Source organism: Chitinibacter fontanus (assembly GCF_013423785.1).
In the GTDB taxonomy this organism is placed as follows: domain Bacteria; phylum Pseudomonadota; class Gammaproteobacteria; order Burkholderiales; family Chitinibacteraceae; genus Chitinibacter; species Chitinibacter fontanus.
The window spans coordinates 2,006,564-2,031,953 of record NZ_CP058952.1; the positions used below are offsets into that span (position 1 = coordinate 2,006,564).

At 49.7% G+C, this 25,390-nt stretch carries 21 protein-coding genes and 1 tRNA gene; 17 read left to right on the forward strand and 5 right to left on the reverse strand.

The features are described from left to right. Positions 1-51: 51 nt before the first annotated feature. From HZU75_RS09430 to HZU75_RS09465, 8 genes are all read left to right on the forward strand, one after another. Entirely contained in the window at positions 52-1,791 is a 1,740-nt protein-coding gene (locus HZU75_RS09430; RefSeq protein ID WP_180305844.1) for a tetratricopeptide repeat protein, read from the forward strand. Continuing rightward, the gene (gene lolB, locus HZU75_RS09435) at positions 1,792-2,328 is read left to right on the forward strand and encodes a lipoprotein insertase outer membrane protein LolB (RefSeq protein WP_180305845.1); all 537 of its coding nucleotides are present in this window, start codon (positions 1,792-1,794) and stop codon (positions 2,326-2,328) included. It begins immediately after the preceding gene. Continuing rightward, complete coding sequence (gene ispE, locus HZU75_RS09440) at positions 2,325-3,227, forward strand: 4-(cytidine 5'-diphospho)-2-C-methyl-D-erythritol kinase (RefSeq protein ID WP_180305846.1); 903 nt, start codon at positions 2,325-2,327, stop codon at positions 3,225-3,227. The genes lolB and ispE overlap by 4 nt, the downstream gene beginning before the upstream one ends. 17 nt (positions 3,228-3,244) lie before the next feature. Next, positions 3,245-3,321: transfer RNA gene (locus HZU75_RS09445), tRNA-Gln, on the forward strand. Between the two features lie 61 nt (positions 3,322-3,382). Then, entirely contained in the window at positions 3,383-4,333 is a 951-nt protein-coding gene (locus tag HZU75_RS09450) for a ribose-phosphate pyrophosphokinase (RefSeq protein ID WP_157315062.1), read from the forward strand. Between the two features lie 125 nt (positions 4,334-4,458). Further along, positions 4,459-5,037, forward strand: coding sequence for a 50S ribosomal protein L25/general stress protein Ctc (locus tag HZU75_RS09455; RefSeq protein WP_180305847.1), 579 nt, complete (start codon positions 4,459-4,461; stop codon positions 5,035-5,037). A 129-nt stretch (positions 5,038-5,166) separates the two neighbouring features. Further along, the gene (pth, locus tag HZU75_RS09460) at positions 5,167-5,784 is read left to right on the forward strand and encodes an aminoacyl-tRNA hydrolase (protein WP_180305848.1); all 618 of its coding nucleotides are present in this window, start codon (positions 5,167-5,169) and stop codon (positions 5,782-5,784) included. A gap of 116 nt (positions 5,785-5,900) precedes the next feature. Then, the gene (locus HZU75_RS09465) at positions 5,901-6,956 is read left to right on the forward strand and encodes a CobW family GTP-binding protein (RefSeq protein ID WP_180305849.1); all 1,056 of its coding nucleotides are present in this window, start codon (positions 5,901-5,903) and stop codon (positions 6,954-6,956) included. Positions 6,957-6,960: 4 nt separating this feature from the next. Here HZU75_RS09465 and HZU75_RS09470 read toward each other — a convergent pair whose 3' ends face one another. From HZU75_RS09470 to HZU75_RS09485, 4 genes are all read right to left on the reverse strand, one after another. Continuing rightward, on the reverse strand, positions 6,961-7,494 hold the full coding sequence (locus tag HZU75_RS09470) for a hypothetical protein (RefSeq protein ID WP_180305850.1): 534 nt from the start codon (positions 7,492-7,494) through the stop codon (positions 6,961-6,963). Positions 7,495-7,763: 269 nt separating this feature from the next. Beyond that, on the reverse strand, positions 7,764-8,882 hold the full coding sequence (gene ccsB, locus HZU75_RS09475) for a c-type cytochrome biogenesis protein CcsB (RefSeq protein ID WP_180308782.1): 1,119 nt from the start codon (positions 8,880-8,882) through the stop codon (positions 7,764-7,766). Between the two features lie 6 nt (positions 8,883-8,888). Beyond that, a complete protein-coding gene (locus HZU75_RS09480; protein ID WP_228028014.1) occupies positions 8,889-10,853 on the reverse strand; it encodes a cytochrome c biogenesis protein ResB in 1,965 nt (654 codons plus the stop codon). A 132-nt stretch (positions 10,854-10,985) separates the two neighbouring features. Further along, positions 10,986-11,600 (reverse strand): c-type cytochrome, encoded by a 615-nt coding sequence (locus HZU75_RS09485; protein WP_180305852.1) that lies wholly within the window; start codon positions 11,598-11,600, stop codon positions 10,986-10,988. Positions 11,601-11,732: 132 nt separating this feature from the next. On the opposite strand from HZU75_RS09485, the gene yihA reads away from it, so the two are divergent. The 9 genes from yihA to msrB all read left to right on the forward strand — a co-directional run bounded on the left by yihA (position 11,733) and on the right by msrB (position 24,990). Further along, positions 11,733-12,362 (forward strand): ribosome biogenesis GTP-binding protein YihA/YsxC, encoded by a 630-nt coding sequence (gene yihA / locus HZU75_RS09490; RefSeq protein WP_180305853.1) that lies wholly within the window; start codon positions 11,733-11,735, stop codon positions 12,360-12,362. 308 nt (positions 12,363-12,670) lie between these two features. Continuing rightward, complete coding sequence (gene pilG / locus HZU75_RS09495) at positions 12,671-13,054, forward strand: twitching motility response regulator PilG (RefSeq protein ID WP_180305854.1); 384 nt, start codon at positions 12,671-12,673, stop codon at positions 13,052-13,054. 30 nt (positions 13,055-13,084) lie between these two features. Beyond that, positions 13,085-13,447 carry a response regulator gene (locus HZU75_RS09500; protein ID WP_180305855.1) on the forward strand — a complete coding sequence of 121 codons (363 nt, stop codon included), beginning with the start codon at positions 13,085-13,087 and terminating at the stop codon, positions 13,445-13,447. Positions 13,448-13,464: 17 nt separating this feature from the next. Next, positions 13,465-13,980: a chemotaxis protein CheW gene (locus tag HZU75_RS09505; RefSeq protein WP_180305856.1), complete on the forward strand. Its 516-nt coding sequence runs from the start codon at positions 13,465-13,467 to the stop codon at positions 13,978-13,980. A 39-nt stretch (positions 13,981-14,019) separates the two neighbouring features. Further along, a complete protein-coding gene (locus HZU75_RS09510) occupies positions 14,020-16,197 on the forward strand; it encodes a methyl-accepting chemotaxis protein (protein ID WP_180305857.1) in 2,178 nt (725 codons plus the stop codon). 57 nt (positions 16,198-16,254) lie between these two features. After that, positions 16,255-21,798 carry a hybrid sensor histidine kinase/response regulator gene (locus tag HZU75_RS09515; RefSeq protein ID WP_180305858.1) on the forward strand — a complete coding sequence of 1,848 codons (5,544 nt, stop codon included), beginning with the start codon at positions 16,255-16,257 and terminating at the stop codon, positions 21,796-21,798. Between the two features lie 115 nt (positions 21,799-21,913). Further along, the gene (locus HZU75_RS09520; RefSeq protein ID WP_180305859.1) at positions 21,914-23,530 is read left to right on the forward strand and encodes a GGDEF domain-containing protein; all 1,617 of its coding nucleotides are present in this window, start codon (positions 21,914-21,916) and stop codon (positions 23,528-23,530) included. After that, positions 23,527-24,582, forward strand: coding sequence for a tetratricopeptide repeat protein (locus HZU75_RS09525; protein WP_180305860.1), 1,056 nt, complete (start codon positions 23,527-23,529; stop codon positions 24,580-24,582). Before HZU75_RS09520 ends, HZU75_RS09525 begins: the two co-directional genes overlap by 4 nt. 15 nt (positions 24,583-24,597) lie before the next feature. Next, the gene (gene msrB, locus HZU75_RS09530; RefSeq protein WP_180305861.1) at positions 24,598-24,990 is read left to right on the forward strand and encodes a peptide-methionine (R)-S-oxide reductase MsrB; all 393 of its coding nucleotides are present in this window, start codon (positions 24,598-24,600) and stop codon (positions 24,988-24,990) included. Between the two features lie 66 nt (positions 24,991-25,056). On the opposite strand, the gene HZU75_RS09535 is transcribed toward msrB, so the two are convergent. Then, the gene (locus HZU75_RS09535; protein WP_180305862.1) at positions 25,057-25,323 is read right to left on the reverse strand and encodes a DUF7683 domain-containing protein; all 267 of its coding nucleotides are present in this window, start codon (positions 25,321-25,323) and stop codon (positions 25,057-25,059) included. Between the last annotated feature and the right edge of the window lie 67 nt (positions 25,324-25,390).

The window sequence follows — 25,390 nt, forward strand, 5'->3', positions numbered from 1 at the left end:
TTTACCTAATATCGGCATTCTATTGCCTTCAGCTTACTGATTGGATCATTTATGACCTTGCGCACTTCGGCTCTTTTTGCTTCGCTTCTGTTAGGCCTTACTGCTTGCGCAACCCCGCCGGGCGCTAGCGCGCCTACCGCTTCTGCAGTGACTAGTGCGCCAAGTGCGGCAGAGCCTGCTCCCGAATATGATCCATCTAGCCTACCCAAGCTTGCGTTGGATGATGAGCTAGTGATGCGGTTCTTGATTGGCGATGTAGCTGCACAGCGCGGAAATCTGCCCCTTGCCGCAGAGGCATGGGTGGATTTGGCTCGTCGAACAAAAGATCCTCGCGTAGCGCAACGTGCTGCGCAGCTTTCGGTGGCTTCCGGCCAATTGGCTCTAGCGCAAGATGCGACCGAAATTTGGACTGCCGCCGCGCCGCAGGCGCTGCCTGCCCGTCAGTTAATGATCAGCTTATTATTGCGCAACGGGCGTATTGCTGATGCCGAAGTGCACTTAAACGCGATGTTTGCGGCGAAGCCGCAGGAGGTGGCGCCTTTCTTTGTGCAAATGCACCAACTGTGGGGTAAAGACGTTGATCGTGAAGCGGTACTGCAGTTGACGTTGCGCCTGACTGAGGCCTATGCACCGATGCCTGAGGCGCATTTTGCCCGTGCGGTCGCGTATAGCAATGCTCAGCAGCCAGATTTGGCGCAACAAGAGCTTGATGCCGCGCTGAAACTGCGTCCCCTGTGGGAACCCGCGGTGCTGTATAAGGTGCAATTGAATGACGGTAAAGACGCTGCATCTTTGGATTTGCTGGCCGCAGCCGCCAAAGCCAATCCAATGTCGAGTCAAATTACTCTGGCGCAAGCACGGATTGCGGCCGATACCGCTCAGTACCAGCAAGCAGGGCAATATTATGAGTCGGTATTAGCGCGTGACCCAAATCAGCTCGAGGCGCTAGTAGGGGCAGGCCTGATTGCGATGCAATTAAATGAAGTTGCTAAGGCGCAGCAATACCTGACGCGTTCGGTGCAGCTTAACCCGAAAAGTGCGGGGCATTTGGCGCCTTATCTAGGGCAGCTTGCTGAGCAGCGTCACCAGTATGCATTGGCAATCGAGTGGTATGGCAAAGCTGAGGGGGATCGCAAAGCACAATCAGCCCAACGCTTGCCGCGCTTATATGCCAAGCTTGGTCAGCAGAGCAAGGCGGATCAAGCGCTGCGGGCATTGCCTGTAACAACGACGCAGGAGCAGATTGATAAGGCCCAGATTGAGGCGCAGGTTTGGCGGGAACGCAAAGACCTTAGCCGGGCCGTTGCCACATTAACGGAAGCCATTGCTCGATTGCCACAAGAGGCTGAGTTGTACTATGACCGTTCGCTCTATCTTGATTTGGCGGGCGATACGGCTGGTGCCGAAGCCGATTTACGGCAGTTTTTGGCTATGCAGCCTGAGAGTGTGAATGGCCAGAACGCCTTGGGGTATATCTTGGCGAATCGCACCAATCGTTATGCAGAGGCAGATACCTATCTTGTTAAGGCGTATGCGCAGCAGCCCGAAAACCCAGTTATTCTCGACTCGCTCGGTTGGTTGCGGTTTAAACAAGGTAAATTGAGCGAAGCTTTAGCGTTGTTGGAAAAAGCATATCTAGCGATGCCTGATGCGGAAGTGGGTGCTCATTTGGCCGAAATTTTATGGACCAAAGGTGATAAAGCTCGCGCGAAGCAAATTCTGGATGAAGTGCTGGCTATTCAGCCAGATGATGAAGTCGCGTTGGAAGTGCGCCAGCGCTTGGGCCTGTAAATGAGCTGGAAGCGTCTGATTGTCGGTGTAAGTGCGCTATTGCTTGCGTGTACACAAGCCCCACTGGCGCCGCCACAGGCGGGTTTTTCTGCGAGCGGCAAAGTCAATATTCGACAAGGCAATCAATCGGATACGGCGCAGTTTGCTTGGCGCGCAAGTCCAAATGAAGATCAGCTAAGCCTTGCAACTCCATTTGGGTCGGTGCTGGCTGAGCTGCAACTGCGCTATCAGGGCGATGAAATTATTTCTGCGCAGCTTAATCAGGCCGGTCAGATCACTCAGGCCGAAGATCCTGAAGCCTTGCTACAGCAGCTAACCGGTTTGCAGTTACCTGTTTCAGGCTTACGCTGGTGGTTGCGGGGTCAGGCGCGGCCTGATGTGCCTTTCACGCGGGAAGGGGAAGTGCTGCTGCAAAACGGTTGGCGAATTAGCGCGAGTGATTATCGCAATGGCCCGCAACCTTATCGTATTGAATTATTGCGTGACGATTTGAAAGTCCGCATTTTGATTAATGAATGGATCACATCAAGCCCATGAGTTTCACCCCCATAATTGATGCGCAAGGTTTTGCCGCTTTCCCTGCGCCCGCCAAACTGAACTTGTTTTTGCATATCACTGGGCGACGTGCCGATGGTTATCATTTACTCGAATCGATTTTTCAGTTGATCGATGCGCATGACACGATCTGGCTGCGAGTGCGTCAAGACGGTCAAGTAATTCACCACAACCCAATCGAGAATGTCCCTGCTGAAAGCGATTTGACTGTGCGTGCCGCCCGATTATTGCAAGGGCATACTCAACAGCAGTTGGGAGTCGATATTCGCGTAGAAAAGCGGTTGCCTATGGGCGGCGGGATGGGCGGTGGCAGTTCAGATGCTGCAACGGTATTGCTGGCATTGAATCGCTTATGGTCGCTCAATTTATCGCGTCAGGCCTTGATGACCTTGGGTTTGCAACTTGGTGCCGATGTGCCTTTTTTCATTTTTGGGCGCAATGCCTTGGTGGAAGGTATTGGCGAAATCATGACGCCAATCGAGACGCCCGTGGCTCATTTTGTTGTGCTGCATCCACCCGTGCATGTGCCAACCCCCGCGATTTTTGGCGACCCAGAGTTGACAAGGGATACGCCATCACTTAAAGTCGCGCTCCTTGAAGGAAGGGCTGATCAGGTCGAATTAAAAAACGATCTGGAACCAGTTGCGGTGCGCAAATTTCCGCAGATTGCTGAATGTATCCAATGGCTTAGCCAGTATGCTCCAGCAAAAATGACAGGATCTGGTAGTTGCGTATTTGCCCAATTTATTGCTGATGGCGCTGAAAAAAACGCTTCACAAAATCGTGCAAATGCCGTAATATCCTGCCTTCCTAAAGAGATGACCGGTTTTGTTAGTTCAACGCTGAGTCAACACCAGTTACTCGATTTTGCATCAGATTGATTTGACGCAGTATCGTTAGGGGAGTCGCCAAGTTGGTTAAGGCATCGGATTTTGATTCCGACATGCGAAGGTTCGAATCCTTCTTCCCCTGCCACCTATAAAAAGAAAAGCGTGTAATCACAAGTTACACGCTTTTCGTTTTTCAGGAAACGGAAATGGCTTACGACAGCCTCATGGTATTTACCGGCAACGCTAACCCGCGCCTTGCTGAACGTGTAGTAAATCACCTCGATATTTCATTGGGGCGTGCCACTGTTGGCCGTTTCTCTGATGGCGAAGTGACGGTTGAGTTGCTCGAAAACGTGCGTGGTCGCGACGTTTTTGTTTTGCAGTCGACTTGCGTACCTACCAACGACAACATCATGGAAATGATGTTGATGGTCGATGCATTAAAACGCGCCTCTGCTGGCCGTATTACTGCCGCGATTCCATACTTTGGTTATGCACGTCAGGATCGCCGTCCACGCTCAGCTCGGGTGCCGATTTCTGCCAAGATCGTTGCGAACATGCTGCAAGTGGCTGGCGTTGATCGCGTGTTGACGGTGGATGTCCACGCTGATCAGATCCAAGGCTTCTTCGACATTCCGGTGGATAATATTTATTCGACACCGGTGTTGCTCGCCGATATCCGTGCGAAAAACCATGAAGACCTGATGATTGTTTCTCCTGACGTGGGCGGCGTATTGCGTGCTCGTGCGATGGCGAAACAGTTGGGTGTTGATATGGCCATCATCGACAAGCGTCGTCCGAAAGCCAATGTGGCCGAGGTGATGCACATTATCGGTGACGTGAAAGATCGCACCTGTATCATCATCGATGACATGATCGACACCGCCAATACCCTGTGTAAAGCGGCTGAAGCGTTGAAAAAATTTGGCGCTAAAAAGGTCATGGCTTATGCGACTCACCCGGTATTCTCGGGCGCAGCGGTTGAGCGTATCTTGCAATCGGCTTTGGATGAAGTCGTTGTAACCGATACGATCCCGGTGTCAGAAGAAGCACAAGCCAGCGGTCGTGTCCGCGTGGTGTCGATTGCGGGTCTGTTGGCTGAAACCATGCGTCGCATCAACAACGAAGAGTCTGTATCTAGCCTGTTCGTCGATTAAGTTTTAAATGCCTGAGGGTATATGCTTGCAGGCATTGCAGTAAAAGTATTCAGGGGTTATACCCCGAATCGTGCGCTTCTCTGGTCGCGGGGGGCGCATGTTTATTTCCAAACTGGAGTTTTAAAATGACTTTCGAATTAAATGCTACAAGCCGCGCAAAGCAGGGCACTGGTGCGAGCCGCCGCCTGCGTAAAGCCGGTCAATTGCCAGGTATCGTTTACGGTGGTTCTGTTGAGCCAACCGCAATCAGCTTGGACCACAACAGCATGTACTACACGCTGCAAAACGAAAAATTCCACACTGCTCTGATCAATCTGTCGATTGACGGCGCTGCTGCTGAGCAAGTTTTGTTGCGCGCAGTTCAATACCACCCGTTCAAACAGCAAGTACAACACGTTGACTTCCAACGCGTAACTGCTGATTCTGTGATCGAGTTGAAAGTACCACTGCACTTCGTGAACGGCGATACTTGCCTGGGCGTGAAACTGCAAGGCGGCGCGATCAGCAACATCTTGAACGAAGTAATGGTACGTTGCGTTGCTTCTAAATTGCCAGAGTTCATCACTGTTGACCAAGCCAACTTGGCAGTGGGTAACCTGTCAGTTCACTTGTCTGACCTGGTATTGCCAGAAGGCGTACAGCTGGTTTCGTTGCTACGTGGCGCGGACTTGGCGGTATCTATGCTCAACGGCGCAAAAGGCTAATCCCTTTTCCTGTTTGGCATTGCCTGACGAAAAACCCCGCTTTGGCGGGGTTTTTTCATTTCAAGCCCGATTAGGCGGGTAAACACGGTATCATTTCGTTCGACACTTTTTTCTGCATCGATTCGTACAATGGCAATCAAATTAATCGTAGGGCTGGGTAATCCTGGCGCTGAATATGAAGCCACGCGGCATAACGCGGGCTTTTGGCTGGTCGATCAGCTCGCACGCGACGGCAAGATTATGCTGCGCCACGACAGCAAATTTCATGGCCTGATTGGGCGCGTCAATATTGCTGGGCATGATGTCTGGCTGCTACAGCCGCAAACCTTTATGAATCGCAGTGGTTTGGCGGTGGTGGCCTTGGCGCAGTTTTATAAGATTTTGCCGGATGAAATCTTGGTGGTGCACGACGAGCTCGATATTGCGCCGGGCTTGGCCAAGCTCAAGCAAGGTGGTGGACATGGCGGCCACAATGGTTTGCGCGATATTCAGGCGCATCTCGGTACGCCCAATTTCTGGCGTCTGCGCATCGGCGTTGGTCATCCGGGTAATAAGGCCGAAGTGGCTAATTTCGTGCTCAAGCCGCCGCGCAAAGAAGAGCAAGCGCTAATTGATGACGCGCTGATGAAATCGCTGGTGGTGCTGCCCAAGCTGCTGGCAGGCCAAGCTGGCGCGGCAATGAGTTTGCTGCACACCGATGAAAGTAAAAAACGTGAGCACAAGCCCGCACCAAAGGCGGCAGAATAACTAAACAAGCACAAGCTCTCCAGCATCGTTACCTCGCCTTGCCGTACTCATTGTACTGTCTGCGGCTGCAGTGCCTTGCTGGATAACTTTTGCAGAGTTACATAAAGTGGCAAGAAATGAGCAAAAAAGTAGCTATCCCCGTCAATATAGTGACCGGCTTTCTTGGCGTTGGCAAAACCACCGCCTTGATGAATCTGCTCGCCAATAAGCCTGCCGATGAATACTGGGCGATTGTCGTCAATGAGTTTGGCGAAGTCGGTATCGACGGTGCCAGCTTGTCGGCGGCAGGGGAGGGCTTGCAGGTTGCTGAAGTACCCGGTGGCTGTATTTGCTGCACCACCAGCCCGCAATTACGTGTGACGCTCACAAGACTGGCAAGGGGTATGCGTCCAGACCGCTTGCTAATTGAGCCTTCTGGCTTGGGACACCCGGCGGGTATTGTGGATTTGCTACGTGACCCGATGCTGGCGAGTGCATTTGAATTGCGCGCGATCATTACCTTGCTTGACCCGCGCCATTTGAACGATAGTCGCTACACCACACACGAAACCTGGCGCGATCAACTGCAGCTGGCCGATGTGCTGATTTTGAATAAATGCGATCTGGCCGACGCAGAGCAAATTGCTGCCGCCGAAAAAATGGCCGCCGCACAATTCCCACCCAAGCTGGCGGTGGCGCACACGCGACAAGGCATTTTTGCTGCCGAGTTACTCGATCTGGAATTACACCCCGAGCGCTGGTCTGATGCGCCCGAGTCGATTGCTCAGACGCATTCCCACCGACTGATGCCGCGCCGTAAAACCAGTGCGGAGATTGAGCCAATTCAGCCTGCCGCTTGGCCGATGCGTAAACAACAATCGAGTTTAGGCTCGCACAGCTGTGGTTGGATCTTTGCGCCAGACACGCTGTTTTCCAGTTCAAAAGTGGCGGCGCTGTTTGAGGTATTGAGCCAGCCGAGCGAGTTGGGGCTCAGTGGATTGAGCCGGGCCAAAGGCGTGTTTCAAACCGAGCGCGATTGGTATCGCTTTGACTGGGTGGAGGGTATGGTGGGCGCAGCGCCGAGCGCCTATCGCCGCGACAGTCGCTTTGAAGTGATTGTAGAAAGTGAAACAGCGCCCGATTGGACGCTGTTAGAAGCTAAGCTGCTTGCGACACTCATTACGCCGCGTTGAACATTTAGTCGCTCAACGCGCTACGCACTTGCCACATATAGGCATCGGCCATTTCGCCCAGCCCCGCTTCACGCAATGCCTTTTGCCAGCGGTCGATACAAAATTGCAGGTCATCAGCGGTTTTCATCACGTCAAACACGTCGAGCAGCATGTATTCCAGCTTATTGCCGAGATAAGTCTGGTCGGTCATTGTAATGATGCGGCGTACGTTTTGCAGTGCTTTGGCCGACGGTAATTGCTTGCCGCCCACAGCTTTGGGCGCTGGTTCTGCTGCAGGCTGGATGGTAGGGTCGAAAATGGTTGGTAACGGTGTATGTGAAGGCGCACCCTGCATGCCGATCAGACCTTGTTCCTGCAGCTTTACTAGGCGTAGTTTCAGGTCTTCAATATCTGGGTTGAAGGCGACTAAATCTGCGATGCGCTTTTGTCCATCAATCAGGAATAGTAATTGGCGTTGCTTAATGGGAAAACCAGGAGTGCGGGTTTGTAATTCATGGTTACCCAAATCAGTGCGGAAGAAGACTGTACCGTTATCCATGCGATTACCTGAAACCTTTCATGCGCGACTGCAAAAATAAAAGACTATGGTAAAGCGCAGCACTCAAGTTGAACATATCAAAATGTTACGCACTGATGATGTGCAAGTGTCGGAACGAAGCAAATCTAAGGCAGGCAATGTTTGCCACTGATTTATTGAATAAAACGTGTGTTTGAGCGTTCGATAGTGTGTTGTATATTAGAAACAGGTGATGTTGCCTTGCGTGGGCTGCATCACCTGTTTGCGCTGTTGAACGCTGCGGAGAGGGTTTAAAGGCCGCCGTAGGAGTGCAAGCCAGATAAGAACATATTGACGCCAATGAAAGCAAAAGTGGTTACTAGTAAGCCAATTACAGCCCACCATGCCAGTACATTGCCACGCCAGCCTTTGACCAGTCGGATATGCAACCATGCTGCGTAGTTAAGCCACACAATCAAAGCCCAAGTTTCTTTCGGATCCCAGCTCCAGTACCCGCCCCAAGCATCAGCAGCCCACATCGCCCCGAGTACCGTGGCAATGGTGAAAAACAAGAAGCCGACCGCAATTGCTTTGTACATCACCTCGCCCAGTGTGTCGTAGCTAGGTAATCGGTTTACCAGCCAACCTTTGGCCACCATCAGCTGTGCCACACCAAGCATGGCCGATAGCGCAAAAGCGCCGTAGCCAACAAAATTGGCGGGTACGTGAATCTTCATCCACCACGATTGCAGTGCCGGAATCAGCGGTTGAATTTCATGAGCTTGTCGATCAAATGTGTACCAAATAATGAAGCCAACCGCAGCGCAGATAATGGGGAGTACAAATGCCCCCATCGCTTTGGCTGAGAATTTTGCTTCGTAGTACAGATACATCAGCGTCGTTATCAAGCAGAACAAAATAAATACTTCATACAGATTCGATACCGGAATATGCCCTACATCAGAGCCAATCAGATAGCTTTCATACCAGCGAACTAGTTTGGAAATCATGGCCATTGCTGCACCCGCCCAAGCCAGCCCACTCGCGATACCCAAAGCGGTTGCCGAGCGTTTGAACATACCGACCCAATACATCAGCATGGATAGGAAAAACAGCACGCACATCCACATGACGGCAGATTGACTGGCTAAGACATATTTGAGCCAGAAGGCAGTTTGACCACGCGCTAATTCACCTTGGTACAGTGCGATTGCTGCTAGCGCCACTGCGCCGCAAACAGGGAAGAACCAGCGTAAAGGAGCCCAAAACCAGCCAAGCCAAATCAAACCAGCGGCAGAGCCGAGTAGGATGCCTTGCTCGTAATAATCAAGGTAATTGCTATATAGCCGCCATGTCATCGCAGCAGTCATCAGAATGAGCGCTGCAAAAGCGTAGTCTGGCCAGCGGCGCGCTTGCAAGAGAGAGGTCATCACAAATTACTCTTTGTTGCGGTTGAGAAGGGCGCTGGTATGTAGCGCAAATTCTTTATCTAGCTCAGGTGTTTTACGGTTGCTGCTCATCGCGACTAAAGTCCCTTGCGGGCTTAGGCGTATCCAGAGGCGATTTTCACGAATATAAAACATGCAAAATACACCCAGAATCAGCAGTAGCGAGCCCAGATAAACCACATTTTTACCTGGTGAGCGTGTTAGCTGAAAGCCGCTGGCTTTGACTTCAGTAAACCCATTTAGTTGCAGCAAAGTCGGGGCGCCATAGTCAAATAACTGGCTGGTGGCGACTAAGCTATCCATCAAGAAGCGATATTGTGCCTCGTTAACTGCTATGGTGGGTAAGCCCACTTGGCCTTGCGCGACGTCCATCGCGTCAATCATCGCACCTTGTAAAATTTTGAGATAGGTTTGGGCGACAGCCGCGCGCTTATCTTCAGGGACTTTCTCAGTTAAAAAGCGATCAATTGCGGGCAGGCCACCACTCGCAAATTGCGTCAGTACATTGCGGGTGACTTCAGCAAATTGTGCCTGACTTTGCGCCGAAACCCCGCCTCCCGCTTGTGCTTTCGCTGCGGTGCGACGGGCGATTTCTGGATGCAGGTTTGGATCAAGAATCACCTTGCGTAGACGCATGAAAGTATTGATCTGCATATCTTTATCCAGGGGTATCCGAACAAAGCTAAATGGTGCAGAGACTTCCCTGCGCATACCTGTCATGAAGTAGGCTGCATTATTCTCGAAGAATGGCGCCATATAGTTCTGATATTCAACTGCTTGCCCGGTATTGTCGCGCAGCTTGAATTGAACCATAGGCCCCAGATTGCGTACATTTTTATCGCTACGTACCGCTTGGGCGCTGGCCATTGCTTCCTGCAATTTATCCACGGCCATTGTCGAGGTATTGCTTGGCGCTTTATCAAAATTTTCAATGTTAAATGGGCGCAAATCACCAATTTCAAGCTGGTATTGCTCTTGTCCTAGCATTAGTGGAAGGCTGGTTTGCGAGCGAGCTGCCAGTGGCTGTGTTTTGCCCGTGCTTAGATCCCATTGCACGAAATCTAGCCCTGAGCCTCCGTCACCAAAACTCGCCTGATAAATGGCTATGCCATCAACGATTAGCGGGTGATTCACCTTTACGGTGCCGCTTTGAATTACTTTGCCGCTATTGAGATCGAGTACATCGATGTCACTGGCAAACAATTTGGGCATGCCAGTTGAATAATGTTCAATATGAAATTTCTTTAGCTTGAGAACGAAGGGAAGCTCTTGCACAAAATAGCCTTGCCCCGCGTTTAGAAACACCACTGATGCGCTGCCGCCTTCAGAAAGCGTGACATTCCCACGAAATGACAGGTTATTGCTTTCTAGACGCGAGCTTGGCGGGATCTGGCTTTGTGGGATATCGCGTGTTTCTGGTGTTTTTTTGCCAGTGGCTTCTAGTAACTTCAGCGGTAAATTGCCATCCATCAAGCCGCCAATACAAATTACAACAATCGCCGCATGGGCGAATAAATAACCCAATTTTTGCCAGCTGCCTTTTTTGGCGGCAATCACTAAAGTTTCGCCGTCGGTACGAGATTTGAACCGATAGCCTTGCTCGGTGAGGTGTTGCTCGACTGCCGCTGGCGTTAAAACGGTGTTTGTTTCAACTTGATGACTCATCAAGCGTAAAGAATTAGTGCTCGCTTTTTCTCGGTAGCTTTTGATGTCCCGTACGACTCCGGGGAAATGGCGCCAAATACATAAGCTAGTTGAGAGCACCAAAAAGGCCAGAATGAGTAAAAACCAGCTGGAGTGGTACACATCAAATAGGCCGATGGGCTCGAAAATGCCAAACCAAAAGTCGCCAAACTCGACGCGATAGTTCACGTATGGCTCATTTTGCTTTAATACCGTGCCAATAATTGAGGCAATGGCCAAAATGGTGAGCAAGCTAATGGCAAAGCGCATGGATGACAGTAGTTCAAAAAGCGCGCGCGAAAATGAGAGGTGACGAGTATTTTGGGTCATAACAAAAAAAAGGGGCGCTAAATCGCGACCCCTCTTGGTCTGCTGCGAGAGCAAACAGTTCCTATCAAAGAATTAATGAATTGCTTGAATGTACTCAGAAACCGCTTTGATTTCCTGATCAGACAATTTTGCCGCGATTTCAGACATTACTTGGTTGTTAGCACGCTCGCCAACCCGGAATGCAGTCAATTGCGCTGTTGTGTAAGCAGCGTGCTGGCTAGACAAACGTGGATATTGGCCAGGAATGCCGGCACCCGCAGGGCCGTGACAGGCCATACAGGCTGGTACGTTCTTGCTGGCTACACCACCGCGATAAATTTTCTTGCCCGCTTCGATCAGCTCTTTATTCGACGCGCCTTTCGCTTTCGGTGTTTGTTGGCTGAAGTAAGCTGCAACATTGGCCATATCTGCTGGTGATAATGGTGTCGCCATACCTAACATCACAGGATTTTTGCGTTTTTGTGATTTGAATTCAGTTAATTGTTTGACGATATACTCGGGGTGTTGGCCAGCAAGGCTAGGGTTGGCACTTACAACACTATTGCCGTCGGCGCCATGACAGGCTGCGCAGACTTGATCGACAATTAATTTGCCCTTGGCAGGGTCACCCTTAGCGCCAGCGGCAAAAACAGCTGGTGCCATCATCAAAAGTGCTGCTAGCTTTACCGCCACAGTCATGCTGCGCATAAATCCGCTCCCGTAATTAAGCGTACGTCGGTCGTTTTTTGTGGGCATTAACCCGTAGTCTGCCGACGATGGTCTATCAAATGCTGGTATTCTATAGCAAGACCCCGATACAAACCACTATGGCGCTCACAGATGTCCCTATTTCAAGGCCTAACATTCCTTACTACTGTCAATGATTTAAAAGCTCTGCCCAATGAAGGCATTGAGGTCGCATTTGCTGGCCGCTCGAATGCGGGTAAATCCAGTGCAATTAACACTTTAGCAAATCATACTCGTTTAGCTTTTGTCTCTAAAACGCCTGGTCGTACCCAACACATCAATTATTTTGATTTTGGCCAGTCGCGTCGATTGGTTGATTTGCCCGGCTACGGCTATGCCGCGGTCCCAGAAGCGGTACGTAAACACTGGCAGGGCCTGCTTGGTAAATACCTTGAAACTCGTCCGAATCTAATTGGCCTTGTGCTGATCATGGACAGTCGTCGTCCGTTGACGGATCTAGATCGTGTGATGCTGGATTTCTTTTTACCAACTGGCAAGCCCGTGCATTGTGTACTCACTAAATCTGATAAATTGAATAATCAAGAAAAAGTACAGGCTTTGCGCTCGGTGAAGGATGAATTTAAAGGTAATCCGCAAATTACAGTGCAGCTGTTCTCTAGCTCTAAAAAGCAAGGCGTTACTGAGGTGGAACAAGTTGTTGGTGGCTGGTTCGAGGAGATCATGCAGCAACTTGCTGCAAGCGAACCGATGGACGGAGAATGATTCTCCTTGCGAAATAAGTCAGGACGACTATCTTAATCTGTAGGTGCGCCCCTGCACCTCCCGCTTTTCCTCCCTGAGCGGGGCTTCTGAAAAGAAGCAATCTATATGGCCCCAGTCAAGCCAACTTCGACTGGGGTTTCTTTTTTTCTACGGTTGCTGGATTAATCTTGCTCTAATCCAAGACTGCAGAATATGATTTTCCCCTCAATATAAAACTAATTCAGATAGCATCCACTTTGGTTTTGGTGTGTTATCGTTGTTGCCAGCGGCAATTGATGTTGCTGGGTGGTCCAATTCGGGGGAGTCACATGTCCAATTTGTCAGGCGTTAAGGTGATGGTGATTGACGATAGCAATACGATCCGTCGCAGCGCTGAGATTTTTTTGGGGCAGGCAGGCTGTGAGGTTATTTTGGCCGAGGATGGATTTGATGCATTGGCTAAGATAGCAGACCACCACCCTAATGTGATCTTTGTCGATGTCATGATGCCACGCTTGGATGGTTATCAGACCTGCTCATTAATTAAGAAAAACCCGCGCTTTAAGGCCACTCCAGTGGTTATGCTCTCATCAAAAGATGGACTGTTTGACCGTGCGCGGGGGAGGATGGTTGGATCAGATGAATATCTGACCAAACCATTTACAAAAGATAGTTTACTAGCCGCTGTGCGCTTGCACGCCGGTTTGGTTTGAAATTCTCACATTTATGGAATGTAAAGCATTATGGCGATCAAAAAAATTCTGATTGTTGATGACTCTCCGACAGAGCGGCATTTTTTGGGCGAATTATTGACCAAAAATGGCTTTCAAATTATGACGCTGGAGTCCGGTGAAGAGGCTGTTTTGAAGACGAAAGAGTTGATGCCGGACTTGATCTTGATGGATGTGGTAATGCCAGGTATGAACGGCTTTCAAGCTACCCGCACGATCAGTCGCGACGAAGCTACAAAGCACATCCCAATCATTATGTGTACGTCAAAAAACCAAGAAACCGATATGGTTTGGGCTAAGCGTCAAGGTGCAGTTGAGTACGTAGTAAAGCCAGTTGATTCACAAGAATTGCTCAACAAAATTGCCAACCTATAACATAACTGGGGTTGCAAATGGCTAAACGCATTAGTTTGCGAGAGTATCAGCAGGGGGTGATGAACCGCCTGCAGAGTGCAGCTGCAGTGGCTCAGGTAGATGCCCGCTTGGGGATTATGATCGGCACTGAAAATTGGTTGGTTGATTTGGGCGATGTGGCTGAGGTAATGCCTGTGCCAGTAGTTGCTCCGGTTCCGCTTGGTTTTGCGTGGTTCAAAGGTGTTGCCAATATTCGCGGTAATTTGGTTAGTGTTTCTGATCTGCCGGCGTTTTTTGGTTTGCAACACGGCGGATTTACCAGTATGTCACGTTTGGTTTTGCTGCAGCCACGCCATTTGCCGCACGCAGCAGTTTTGGTGAACCGGATGCTTGGGTTGAAGCACTTGGCCGATTTGACTTTGCAGGATGCCGATCCTGCACGTCAGCCGTGGTTGGGTGAGGTTTATCAGGATGCTGCAGGGCAAAGTTGGAAAACATTAAATGTCGCTGAGCTGGTGAGTCAACCCAGCTTCTTGCAAACAGGTATCGCATAAAAACATAGATCACAACTTGATGTGGTTTGGGAGGTTGCAATGGGAGTGGTGGATAAAATAAAAGGTCTGTTTTCAGGTAGTGATCAGGCGGGCAAAACTGCGGATAAAAAGCAGTCTTTTGATCCCTCTAGAACTACATGGATCTTGGATAAAATGCGTCTTCCAGAAGGTGGGGATGCTAAAGCACTAAAACCATTGCCAGTGATTGGTCATATGGCGCCACGCCAGCAAATGGCAATTTTATTGGTAGTCATGATTGCCAGTTTGTTGGTGTTTGCATTGACTGCCTTTTTGTCGTTTCAAGCTGCAGAAAACAACGCCAAGCATCAAGCGATTGCTACAGAGATGCAGATGCTTTCACAGCGTTTAGCGCGGGCATCCAATCAGTCTGTTCAGGGTAATGCAGATTCTTTCCAGATTTTGGAAGAAGCTTACCAAAAGTTTGACGAAAATTTGAAAGAACTCACGGATAGTCGAAGCATTTTTAGCTTGTTTCAAGTTTCAGGTTCTGAGCAGCTCGAAAAGCTGAATGAAACGTGGAACGCGTCGTATCGACCTAACCCAAGCCGCCCTACGGTAGACACCATTTTAAAGCAAAAGCCACAGCTGATTACGATTGGTAAAAGTGTTGATGGTATCAATACCAATGATGCCAAACTGCTCGAGCAAACACAGCAATTAACATCAATGTTGAGTGATGCTGGTGCTAATGCGCGTGAGCTTGATTATGCCAACCAGCTGTCGATGCTATCGCAGCGTATGTCTAAAAATGCCAATGCAATGCTGGCCTCAGAGTTGATTAACCCTGAAGTTGTGTTTTTGCTAGGTAAAGATGTTTCAACCTTTAATGAAATTGTGAAGGGTTTTTCTGAGGGTAACGCAGAGTTGCAATTGCGTGCTGTTCAGACGTCTGCGTTGGCTGAGAAACTCGAACAAATTAATGTACTGTTCAAAGATTTTGAGGTGGTGGTGGCCTCTTTCTCGAAAAACATGCAGCCTCTTGTGAATACTCGCTTGGCTAACCAAGCTATTGTGCGCGACTCAGATAAATTGCTCAGCGATTCTATTGAGCTGGCAAACCAGTATCAAAATAAGGTCGGCGGCTTTATTGTTAGTGCCTTGGAAGTGGTCTTGATCGTAATTTCCCTCGGCTCGCTGTTATTGCTGGTGAAGGTCTTTAACCAGGAGTCTGTGAAACGTCGTCTGGCTTCGGAAAGTGAGAACCGCAAAAATCAGGATGCGATTTTGCGCTTGTTGAATGAAATGGGGGATTTGGCAGACGGCGATTTGACGATTCGAGCATCGGTTACGGAAGATCTAACTGGGGCGATTGCGGACTCTATTAACTTTACGATTGAAGAGTTGCGCTCGTTGATTACGGGTATCAACCGTGCAACTGAAAAAGTAAACTCGGCAACAACTGAAGCCCAAACTATTTCTGAGCAGCTGCTATTTGCTGCGCAAAAACAATCAGAAGAAATTGAAACTACTAACCATAACGTTGAACAGATTGTGCATTCGATTCAGGGTGTATCAAGTACTGCAGCTGAATCGGCGCAGGTAGCGCAGGCATCTCTGACTGTAGCTGAGCAGGGGGCAGAGGCTGTTAATAACCAAATTAAGGGTATGGGTGAGATTCGCGAGCAGATTCAGGAAACGGCGAAACGGATTAAACGTCTGGGTGAATCATCGCAAGAGATTGGTGAGATCGTTGAGTTGATCTCTGACATTACCGAACAGACTAACGTGCTGGCTTTGAATGCTGCGATTCAAGCGGCTGCGGCTGGTGAAGCGGGCCGAGGCTTCTCGGTGGTTGCCGAAGAGGTTCAGCGCCTTGCGGAACGTTCTGGCGAGGCAACTAAGCAAATTGGTGCAATTGTTAAAACGATTCAGGCCGATACGCATGATGCGGTAGCCGCCATGGAAATCTCAACCCAAGGGGTAGTTGAGGGTGCCAAACTGTCAGATGCAGCAGGTACAGCGTTGGCAGAAATTGGTAAGGTATCTCGCGAATTGGCTCGTTTGATTGAATCAATTGCGAATGAAACTGAAGATCAAACTGCGTTAGCGACCAAAGTAACAAGTACGATGCGTGACATTTTGGCGATTACTGAACAAACCACTGAGGGCACGAAAAAATCGGCAGCTGCAGTGGGTGAGTTGACCGGTCTTGCCGCCGAACTGAAATCCTCCGTTTCCGGCTTTAAGCTGTCTTAATTTTTCTATCCTAAGGGCTGGGCATTCGGCTCAGCCCTTCTTTCATGGGATTCTGCCATGAGCATGCATACTGAATTTGATAAAAGCTCTTTGTTGTGGGTGAATGCTGAAATTGAAAGCACTCTGACAAAGGCAACCGAAGCGCTGGCACTGTATCTATCATCAGCGGATGCGGCAAATTTGAAATTTGCCGCTAACTATTTGCATCAGGCTTTTGGCGCCCTCGATTTAGTTGAGCTAACTGGTGTTGCACGCTTTTGTGAAGAAGTTGAACAGCTCATTTTTGCTATTGAGCGCGGTGAGGTTGAGCCCTCTAGCGTGAGTATTGCGCAACGAGCCCTTGGCGATGTTATGCAGTATTTACATCGCTTAATGGCAGGGATGCCCAATATTCCCTTGAGCCTGTTACCTACATTTAGAGATGTTGCTCAGGCGCGGAATGTTAGCGTTTCCGGTTCAGAGTTATTCTACCCACAGTTAATGCTTGATTTGCCTGTTGGCTTGCCAAGCAAACCACTGAGTGGTGATGCATTAAGCCTGCAGATCAAGCAGCAACGCACTCGCTATGAAAGTGGGCTATTGCGTTGGCTTAAGGGGCAAAATGCAGTTACGCCTGTTATGGCTGCCGCGCTAGCTGATCTTGCTAAAGCGCAAAGCGCCAGTGTGCCCCGTACTTTCTGGTGGACTGCCGCAGCTGTGGTTGATGGCCTAGGCAGCAATCGTGCCTATCTCGACATTGAGACCAAGCAATTATTATTGCGTTTGAATTTACAAATTCGCCGGTTGGCTGATGGCTCTACTAAAGTTGCAGAGCGCCTTTTTCGGGACCTGCTGTATATTTTGGCACGGATGGATTCGGACAGTGCCCTAGCAAAGGGTCTGGCAAATCAATTTGAGCTGTCCGATCTGATTCCAGATGCCCATGATGTCATTTCTGCTGAAACGCTCGCTAGTCAGCAATTGGCTCGCTCTCTGCGTGATGAAATTGCCCACGCAAAAGATCTATGGTCACGCGTTGCGAGTGGTAATCACGACAAGCTAGCGACAGTACGACAAAATTTAAAGCAGATCGCAGCAAAGTCAGAAACTCTTGAAATCGTAGGTTTGGCCGCGCTGTGGGCCGGATTATCCGATAGCTTGGAAAGTTCAACTACAGTGGACGGATTAGCACTGGAAGTGGCGACTGGCCTGCTGTTGGCAGACAATGCGTTGCTCATCTACCCAAATCAGGCAGATGATTTTGTTGATCAGGTTAATGCCCTTCTGGCTCGCTTGGCAGACCCTGCCGCAAATTTGGAATTACCTCAGCTCGATGAAGTAAGTCGAGAGGCACAAGAGCGGATGTTGCTGGGGCAGTTGGCCAATGAAATGCGAACCAATCTGGCTGGTATTGAAGAAATTCTCGATACCTATTTCCGAGATGCTAATCAGCGTGCAGGTTTGAATCAAATTGAGCCTATGCTGCACCAAGTTCAAGGTGCATTGATGATGCTAGACCGCTCGGTTGCCGTAGATTTGTGTCATGAGTGTTTGCTGCGAATTTCTGGATATATTGAGGCAGAAGAAGCGCCCGTTCAAAGCCATCTGGAAGAGCTTGCCGAAGCGCTTTCTGCGCTTGGCTTTTATGTGAACGATTTGTCCCAAGGGCGTGATAATGATTCTCCGCTGAGCATCATTTTGGATCGTCTCAAGGGTGAATTGCCACAGCAGCAGGCTGTCGCACCTGAGGTCGTCGCAGAAGCTTTGGAGGCTGAACCGGAGGCACAAGGTTTGGTTGAGACTCCAAAAGCCAACCTTGTACCAGAGATCTCCGAGAATAAACCATTGCCAGTCTCAGAGGCCGCAATGGATGCTGAACTCTTGGAAGTTTACCTTGAGGAAGCTGTAGAAGTTCTTGCTGCAATAGCTGAGAATCTTGAGCTACTCAAACGCGACCCATTGCAACACGAAGCAATAACCACGATCCGTCGTAGTTTCCATACCTTAAAAGGTAGTGGTCGCATGGTTGGTCTATTCCAACTTGGTGAGGTCGCATGGTCAATCGAGCAAGTGATGAACAAGTGGTTGCAGCTTGAAAAGCCCGCCACACCTCGTTTGTTATCCCTGTTGGAGCAAACCCATTCCTCGTTTGTCGATTGGGTTGAGCAGCTCCAGTTGCATGGACAAGTTGCGGTCGAAGCTAGTGCCATTGAGGCTGAAGCCGCCTCATTACGGCTCGATGCGGAGAGTGAGCCTCTCGCAGAAGAAGCCTCAGTAGTGCCAGAGCCTGCTGCAGAGCTGAGTCTTGACGCATCCCCAGATGATAATGCCGATTTACAAATCGGCTTTGTCCGAGTATCTCCTGTTCTGTTTGGCATTTTCTGTGATGAAGCTCAGAAACATTTATCTGCGATGCAGCATGGTGTTGCTGTTTTAGCTGAAACAGCAACAGTAGAGCCACAGTTTATTTTGGCGGCGCACACATTTGGTGGCATCGCATCAACTGCTGGTTTTATTCCACAAGGTGAGTTGGCCTATTCAGTTGAGCACGCATTGCAGCAGTTGGGCCTTACCTCGTCCGCTCACGTTGGCTTATTTGCGGACGCTGTTAATGCGCTGGATGCAATGCTGCAGCAAATCTTGCAGCAGCAAGAGCCGATTAGTGCCCCAGATTTGATTGCCAAATTTGCTGCACTGCAGTTGTTAGACGCTGAGTTAACTTTGTCTATTGATGACGAACTTGGTGATGAAGAGATTCTAGCATCCCATACTCAGAGCGGTGACTCATCAATCAGCCCAGAAACATTGCTTGATTTAACACAGCAATTAGAAGAAATATCGCTAGATTTAGATGTGGAAGTGACAACACAATTGCAAGCAGAAGCAGAAGCAGAAGCAGAAGCAGAAGCAGAAGCAGAAGCAGAAGCAGAAGCAGAAGCAGAAGCAGAAGCAGAAGCAGAAGCAGAAGCAGAAGCAGAAGCAGAAGCAGAAGCAGAAGCAGAAGCAGAAGCAGAAGCAGAAGCAGAAGCAGAAGCAGAAGCAGAAGCAGAAGCAGAAGCAGAAGCAGAAGCAGAAGCAGAAGCAGAAGCAGAAGCAGAAGCAGAAGCAGAAGCAGAAGCAGAAGCAGAAGCAGAAGCAGAAGCAGAAGCAGAAGCAGAAGCAGAAGCAGAAGCAGAAGCAGAAGCAGAAGCAGAAGCAGAAGCAGAAGCAGAAGCAGAAGCAGAAGCAGAAGCAGAAGCAGAAGCGTTACTTTCCATTCTGTCTGAATCGGGTACTGAGCCAGCTGACTTATCCCTACACGCCGAGTCGTCACCGATTACTCAGTTGTTGGCAGTTGAAGAAGCCCGAGAGGTTGCACAGCCACAAGTTGAACTTGATTCAACACTGAATGATGATATTGATGAGCAGCTTTTACCGATCTTTATCGAGGAGTCGGAAGAGTTATTGCCCTTGATCGGCGAAGATGTCCGCAGTCTCGTACAAGGCGATGATCCAGAGACTGTATTCAAGCGCTTGAAACGCACGCTTCACACTGTCAAAGGTAGCGCTCGAATGAGCGGTGCAATGCGCATGGGTGAGGCTGCCCACATCATGGAGTCGCGCCTGATCGAAAGCCAAGCAACAGACCCAACGCTTGGTCCTCGTCTGGAGGCCGATTACGATGTGTTACTGGCGTTGTTTGCCGAACTGAATCAGCCTAAGGTTGTTAGTGGTGCGGAGGTAGAGCAGATCCAGGCCACTGCAGCACCTGTATTGCCTAAGCTTCTTGCTGCCGCCGACCCAGATAACAAGACTGTTATTCGGGTGAAATCGGAATTAATTGATCAATTGGTCAATCAGGCTGGTGAGGTGGCTATTTCCCGCACTCGCATCGAATCAGAAATGGTCGCGCTCAAATCATCACTGGTCGATTTGACTGAAAACGTGGCGCGTTTGCGTGCCCAGTTGCGTGAGCTGGAAATTCAGGCCGAATCGCAAATGCAGGCGCGTGAAAAAGAAGTGCAAGATATGCACCGCGAGTTTGATCCGCTTGAATTTGACCGCTTTAGCCGTTTGCAGGAAGTGACGCGCTTTATGGCCGAGTCGGTTAATGACGTGGCAACCGTACAACAACATTTGTTGAAAAATTTGGATGAATCATCGGCCGCGTTGCTCGCGCAATCACGAATGACCAAAGAGCTGCAACAGAGCTTGATGCGCGTTCGGATGGTGCCATTTTCAAGTGTTTCTGAGCGCTTGTATCGTCTAACTCGCCAAGCAGGTAAAGAAGTCGGTAAAAAGGTCAATCTTGAGGTAAAAGGCGGCCGCGTCGATATTGATCGTGGCGTACTCGATAAAATGATTTCGCCCTTTGAGCATATGTTGCGTAATGCGATCGACCATGGCTTGGAAGACAGTGCCGCGCGTCAAGCAAGTGGCAAGCCAGAGTTTGGTGAGATTCAGATCGAGGTTCGCCAAGAAGGCAATGAGTTGGTGCTGCTACTCAAAGATGATGGTCGTGGTTTGGATGTGGTTCGTATTCGTCAGAAAGCCATTGAAAAAGGCATTATCACTGCCGATCAAGGTATATCCGATGCCGATATTTGCCAACTGATTTTCGAGCCTGGCTTCTCTACTGCCACCACGGTGACCCAATTGTCTGGCCGGGGTATCGGTATGGACGTGGTGAAAAATGAAGTGAGTAATTTGGGTGGCAAAATTGATGTCGCAACAGTTGCTGGGCAAGGCACTACATTCACCATCCATCTGCCTTTAACGTTAGCAGTGGCGCAAGTTTTGCTGGTTAAAGGAGGAGAGCGACTGATTGCGATTCCTTCTGTGATGGTTGAGCAGGTGCAGGAGTTGAAACAGGAGGCCTTGGTCGATTTATATAAAAATCAATATCAAGAATGGCTAGGTCAACGCTATCGCTTTGCATACTTACCGCGGCTATTAGGTGATATCGAAGCAGTGCCTGAGCAAAAGCGCTATTCAACTGTAGTGTTACTGCGCTCGGGGGCAGAACGCATCGCCTTGCACTTGGATCAATTGGTGAAAAACCAAGAGGTAGTGGTTAAGCCCATCGGACCTCAGCTCGCGCGTATTCCTGGTGTGGTTGGGGCTACCGTATTGGGTACCGGTGAAATTGTACTGATTATGAATCCGCTTGCACTGCTGGCGCAGTCTGCGCAAATTACTTCATCGGTACGTATGCAAGTGGACCAGCCTGCACAGGCACCGCAACCAACAATGCCAGAGCAGTTGGCTACTGCGCCGGTTGTTATGGTGGTCGATGATTCATTGACGGTGCGCAAAATTACCGGTCGATTGTTGGCGCGTGAAGGTTTCCAAGTCGTGACGGCCAAAGACGGTGTTGATGCTTTGCAGCAATTGCACGATGTGAAGCCAGCCGTGATGTTGGTTGATATTGAGATGCCAAGGATGGATGGTTTCGAGTTGACGCGTAATGTGCGGGTGGCTGAAGATACGCGCAATATCCCGATTATTATGATTACTTCGCGTACCGCCGATAAGCATAAGAAATATGCTTTTGATCTGGGTGTGAATGCCTATTTAGGCAAGCCTTATCAAGAGGATGAGCTGCTTGGCATGATTCGTAAGTTCATCGCGGATGGGGCTTAGCCAGCTAACTGATAGTCACGCTAAAAACCAACTAAAACCCTGTTTTACAGGGTTTTAGTTTTTACAGCTCAATAAACTGGCTATAGTTAATTTCCCCCTACACTTTTGATTTTATATGTCAGTTTCGGACGCACAATCTAAACAATTAGCACAGCTAATCGCGCAAGGGCGTGAATGGTTTGTGCCCGATTGTGCCAAGACCATAGATTTTATGCTTGAGGCTGTGGCACTCGCCCTACAATTGGGTGATGCAGAACAAGAAGCTCAGGCTCAGTTGCTATTAGCTCGTAGTTACTGGGCTTTGGGTAACTTAACGGCTGGGCATGCGGCAATCGCGCGGCTAGAAATTCTCGACCGGAAAATCAAATCACCGCGTCTGAACGGTGATTTTGAGCTCGCTCGCGGGCGCTTATATTTTTCGGCCAGTGAATATGGCCCCGCGCTCAAAAGTTGGTGCAACTGCCTGAAAATTGCGGTGAGTATCGCCGCCGTTGATTTGTATATTGAGGCTTGCTTAGGCGTGGGTAATGTTTATTTTGCCCACCAGCAAGCAGGCGATGCACTACGCTGGCATGAAATTGCATTGGAATTTGCGCAAAACACCGGCGATTTAGAACTACTCACTGAAAGTTACCTGCATGTTGCCGCTGATTTAAATACTCTCGGGCAATTTGAATTGGTTCTTTCTTTGTCAAAAAAAGGCGAAGCAGCGTTTTATCAGACGCGGCACCAATCTTGGTTGGCCGACTGGTATAGCTACCGTGGTGAGGCACTGTTGGCGCTTGGCAGGTTGGAAGAGGCCAAACATTGGTTACACCAAGCCTGGGCAATCAATCAACAAACGACTTATCTGTGGAGCCAGTCGCTCAATTTGCTCAACTTGGGCAAGGTTTATGTTGCACTCCAAGAATATACGCAAGCAGCAGAATATCTGGCCTTGGCGGAGCATAAAATTGCCTCGTTTGGCTCGCTAACTTTATTGTTGCGCGTGTATTCGCAGATGGCTGAGCTGGGGCAAATAACCCAGAACCACCAAATGGCGTGGGAAAATCGCCGCAAATATCATGAATTGGCGATTCAAAATGCGCAGCAATTGGCTAAAGACAAACTCAATACCGCTTTAGAGCGTCGTATTCGCGAATTGGATACGCAACTAATGGTCCTGCAAACCAGGCAGGAAAACGTTATGCTGCGCCAGCAAAGCTCTGCCGATTCCCAATTGCTGCAAAGTCTGTTGCATGCTTCGCTGCAAGATCCGCTCACTGGAGTTGGCAATCGCCGATTGCTGGATCAGGAAATGCCAGTGTTATATCAACGCTGCAGGGATGATCAGCGACCATTGTCAGTGCTCATGGTCGATCTAGATCACTTCAAGCGCGTAAATGACACGTATGGTCATGCAATTGGTGATGAAGTTATTCGCATCACGGCCATGATTTTATTGCAGTCTTGTCGCGGTGGTGATCTGATTGCGCGTTTTGGCGGTGAAGAGTTTGTTTTATTGCTACCCGGAGCCGTTGGTGCCACTGCTGTAGAAGTCGCTGAGCGAATTCGTGCGCGTGTAGCCGCCTACAATTGGGTGGAATTTCATCCGGAACTGCAGGCAACGTGTAGCATCGGTGTTGCCGAGTTAGGTGATGAACTCAATGCGGATGAGTTGCTTGAGCATGCAGATCAAGCTTTGTATCAAGCGAAGAAGCGTGGTCGTAATCGCGTGGAGTCATCGCAATGACCTCGGAAGAGTTTGATCGCAAACTGCCCGACATCAAAAAATGGATGTTGGAAAATAAAGACCCTGAGCCGATGACCCTAGCGATTAGGCAGGCGCAGAAAATGGGCTATTCGCAAGGTCAGGCGTTTGCACTACTGTACCGTGGCGAATATTTGATTGATTTGGGCGAGCAGCCAGCTGCGGCCTTCCGTGATTTTCGAGAAGCAGGCCTGATCGCACGCCAGCTGCGCAATTGGTCCTTATTGGCGCAAACTTTGCATTGGCAGGCACAAAGCCAGTTATTGCAGGGCGAGTATATGCGCGCACTGGATGTGTGGCTACAGGCGCTGCAAACCGCGATCGAAGCTGAGGATAGTCGGGCATTTATCCGCGGTTATTCTGGTGTGGCGCAAGTATGTCTGGTGTTTGGTCAGCTTGATGTCTCACTCGAATATCAGCAGCGCGCCTTGGCGCTAGCTGAAAGCGTTGATGATGTGGCGCTTAGTACCGATTGTCTGCTGGCGGTGATTGCAACGTGTTACCGCCAACAGTTGTATGCAGAAATGGAAAGTTTGCTTGAGCGCTTGAAGCACAAATTAAAAGCGCGTCCACACTTGGAAACTCAGGCTGAATTTCATATCTATTCGGGCTTGATTGACCTTGATCTGGATCGAGTCGATGCCGCGCACGAACATTTACAACTGGCTAGAGTTTTGGCGCAGCAATTAGGTGGCTTGTGGTGTCGCTCTTTTGTGGCTTTGATTTTGGGACGCATTTATCTACGGCAGCAACGGCTGGATGAAGCGCGCAGATCGCTGGAATTGTGTTTGCAGTTAGGTGAGCAAATTCGTGGCTTTGCAATGGGGCAAGAAGCGCACCAGTTATTAGAAAAGCTGTGCGTCCAACAAGGTGACTATGAAGGGGCATTAGTGCATTTGGAGTATGCCCACGCCCAGCAACTTAGTTTGTTTCAGCGGCAAGCAGAGCGCAAACTCACACGGGTTTTCCAAAAATCTTTAAATCAAATTGAAGTGGCGTTGCGGTTAGAATTAAGCCGAATTCGTTATCGCTAATGGTAGGGTAGACAGATGGACAAAATTCGCAAAACCGATACCGAGTGGAAGTTACAACTTAGCCACGAAGCCTTTCGAGTGACCCGTCAGGCGGGCACGGAGCGCCCATTTTCGGGCGAGCTGTATCGCGTGACAGCGGCGGGCGATTATCACTGTATTTGCTGCGACAGCCTGCTGTTTAAATCGGGTACCAAGTTTGATGCGGGCTGCGGCTGGCCGAGTTTTTGGCAAGAGGCCGAGCCGGGCAGTATCGAGCGCCACCGCGATTTAAGCCACGGCATGATCCGCGAGGAAGTACGCTGCGCTCGTTGCGACGCGCATTTGGGGCATGTGTTTCCTGATGGCCCTGAGCCCACAGGCGAGCGCTACTGCATTAACTCAGTGGCGCTCAAGTTTTATCCGGATTAATGGGTATTGCTTTGTTGGCCTTGAAGGTATTGCCCTGTAGGGGGATACCTATCTGCCCGGTGGGGTCTATTCATAATCTGGCACGCCATGCGCGCTCAGAATATAGTCGAATTGGCTAAAATCAACCGCTTGCTCAACAAAAGGTTGCAGCGCTTCCAAGCGAGCTTCATCCAGTAGATAAGAGAGTTTCATCTCTGGATCGGGTTTATCCTGCTCGGCAGCAAACAGGCTATACAAAAAATCCAGCGGCAGCTCATTGCTCAGTGGCAGCGTTCCGACAAAGCCACCTTCCATGCCTTTTTCCCAGACTTCCAATACGCGGATAATTTTCATGGTACAGACTCAGTCAAGATAAACCGCGATTATCGCCACAGTAGCCGTGCTACGTCCAGCTGCGTGC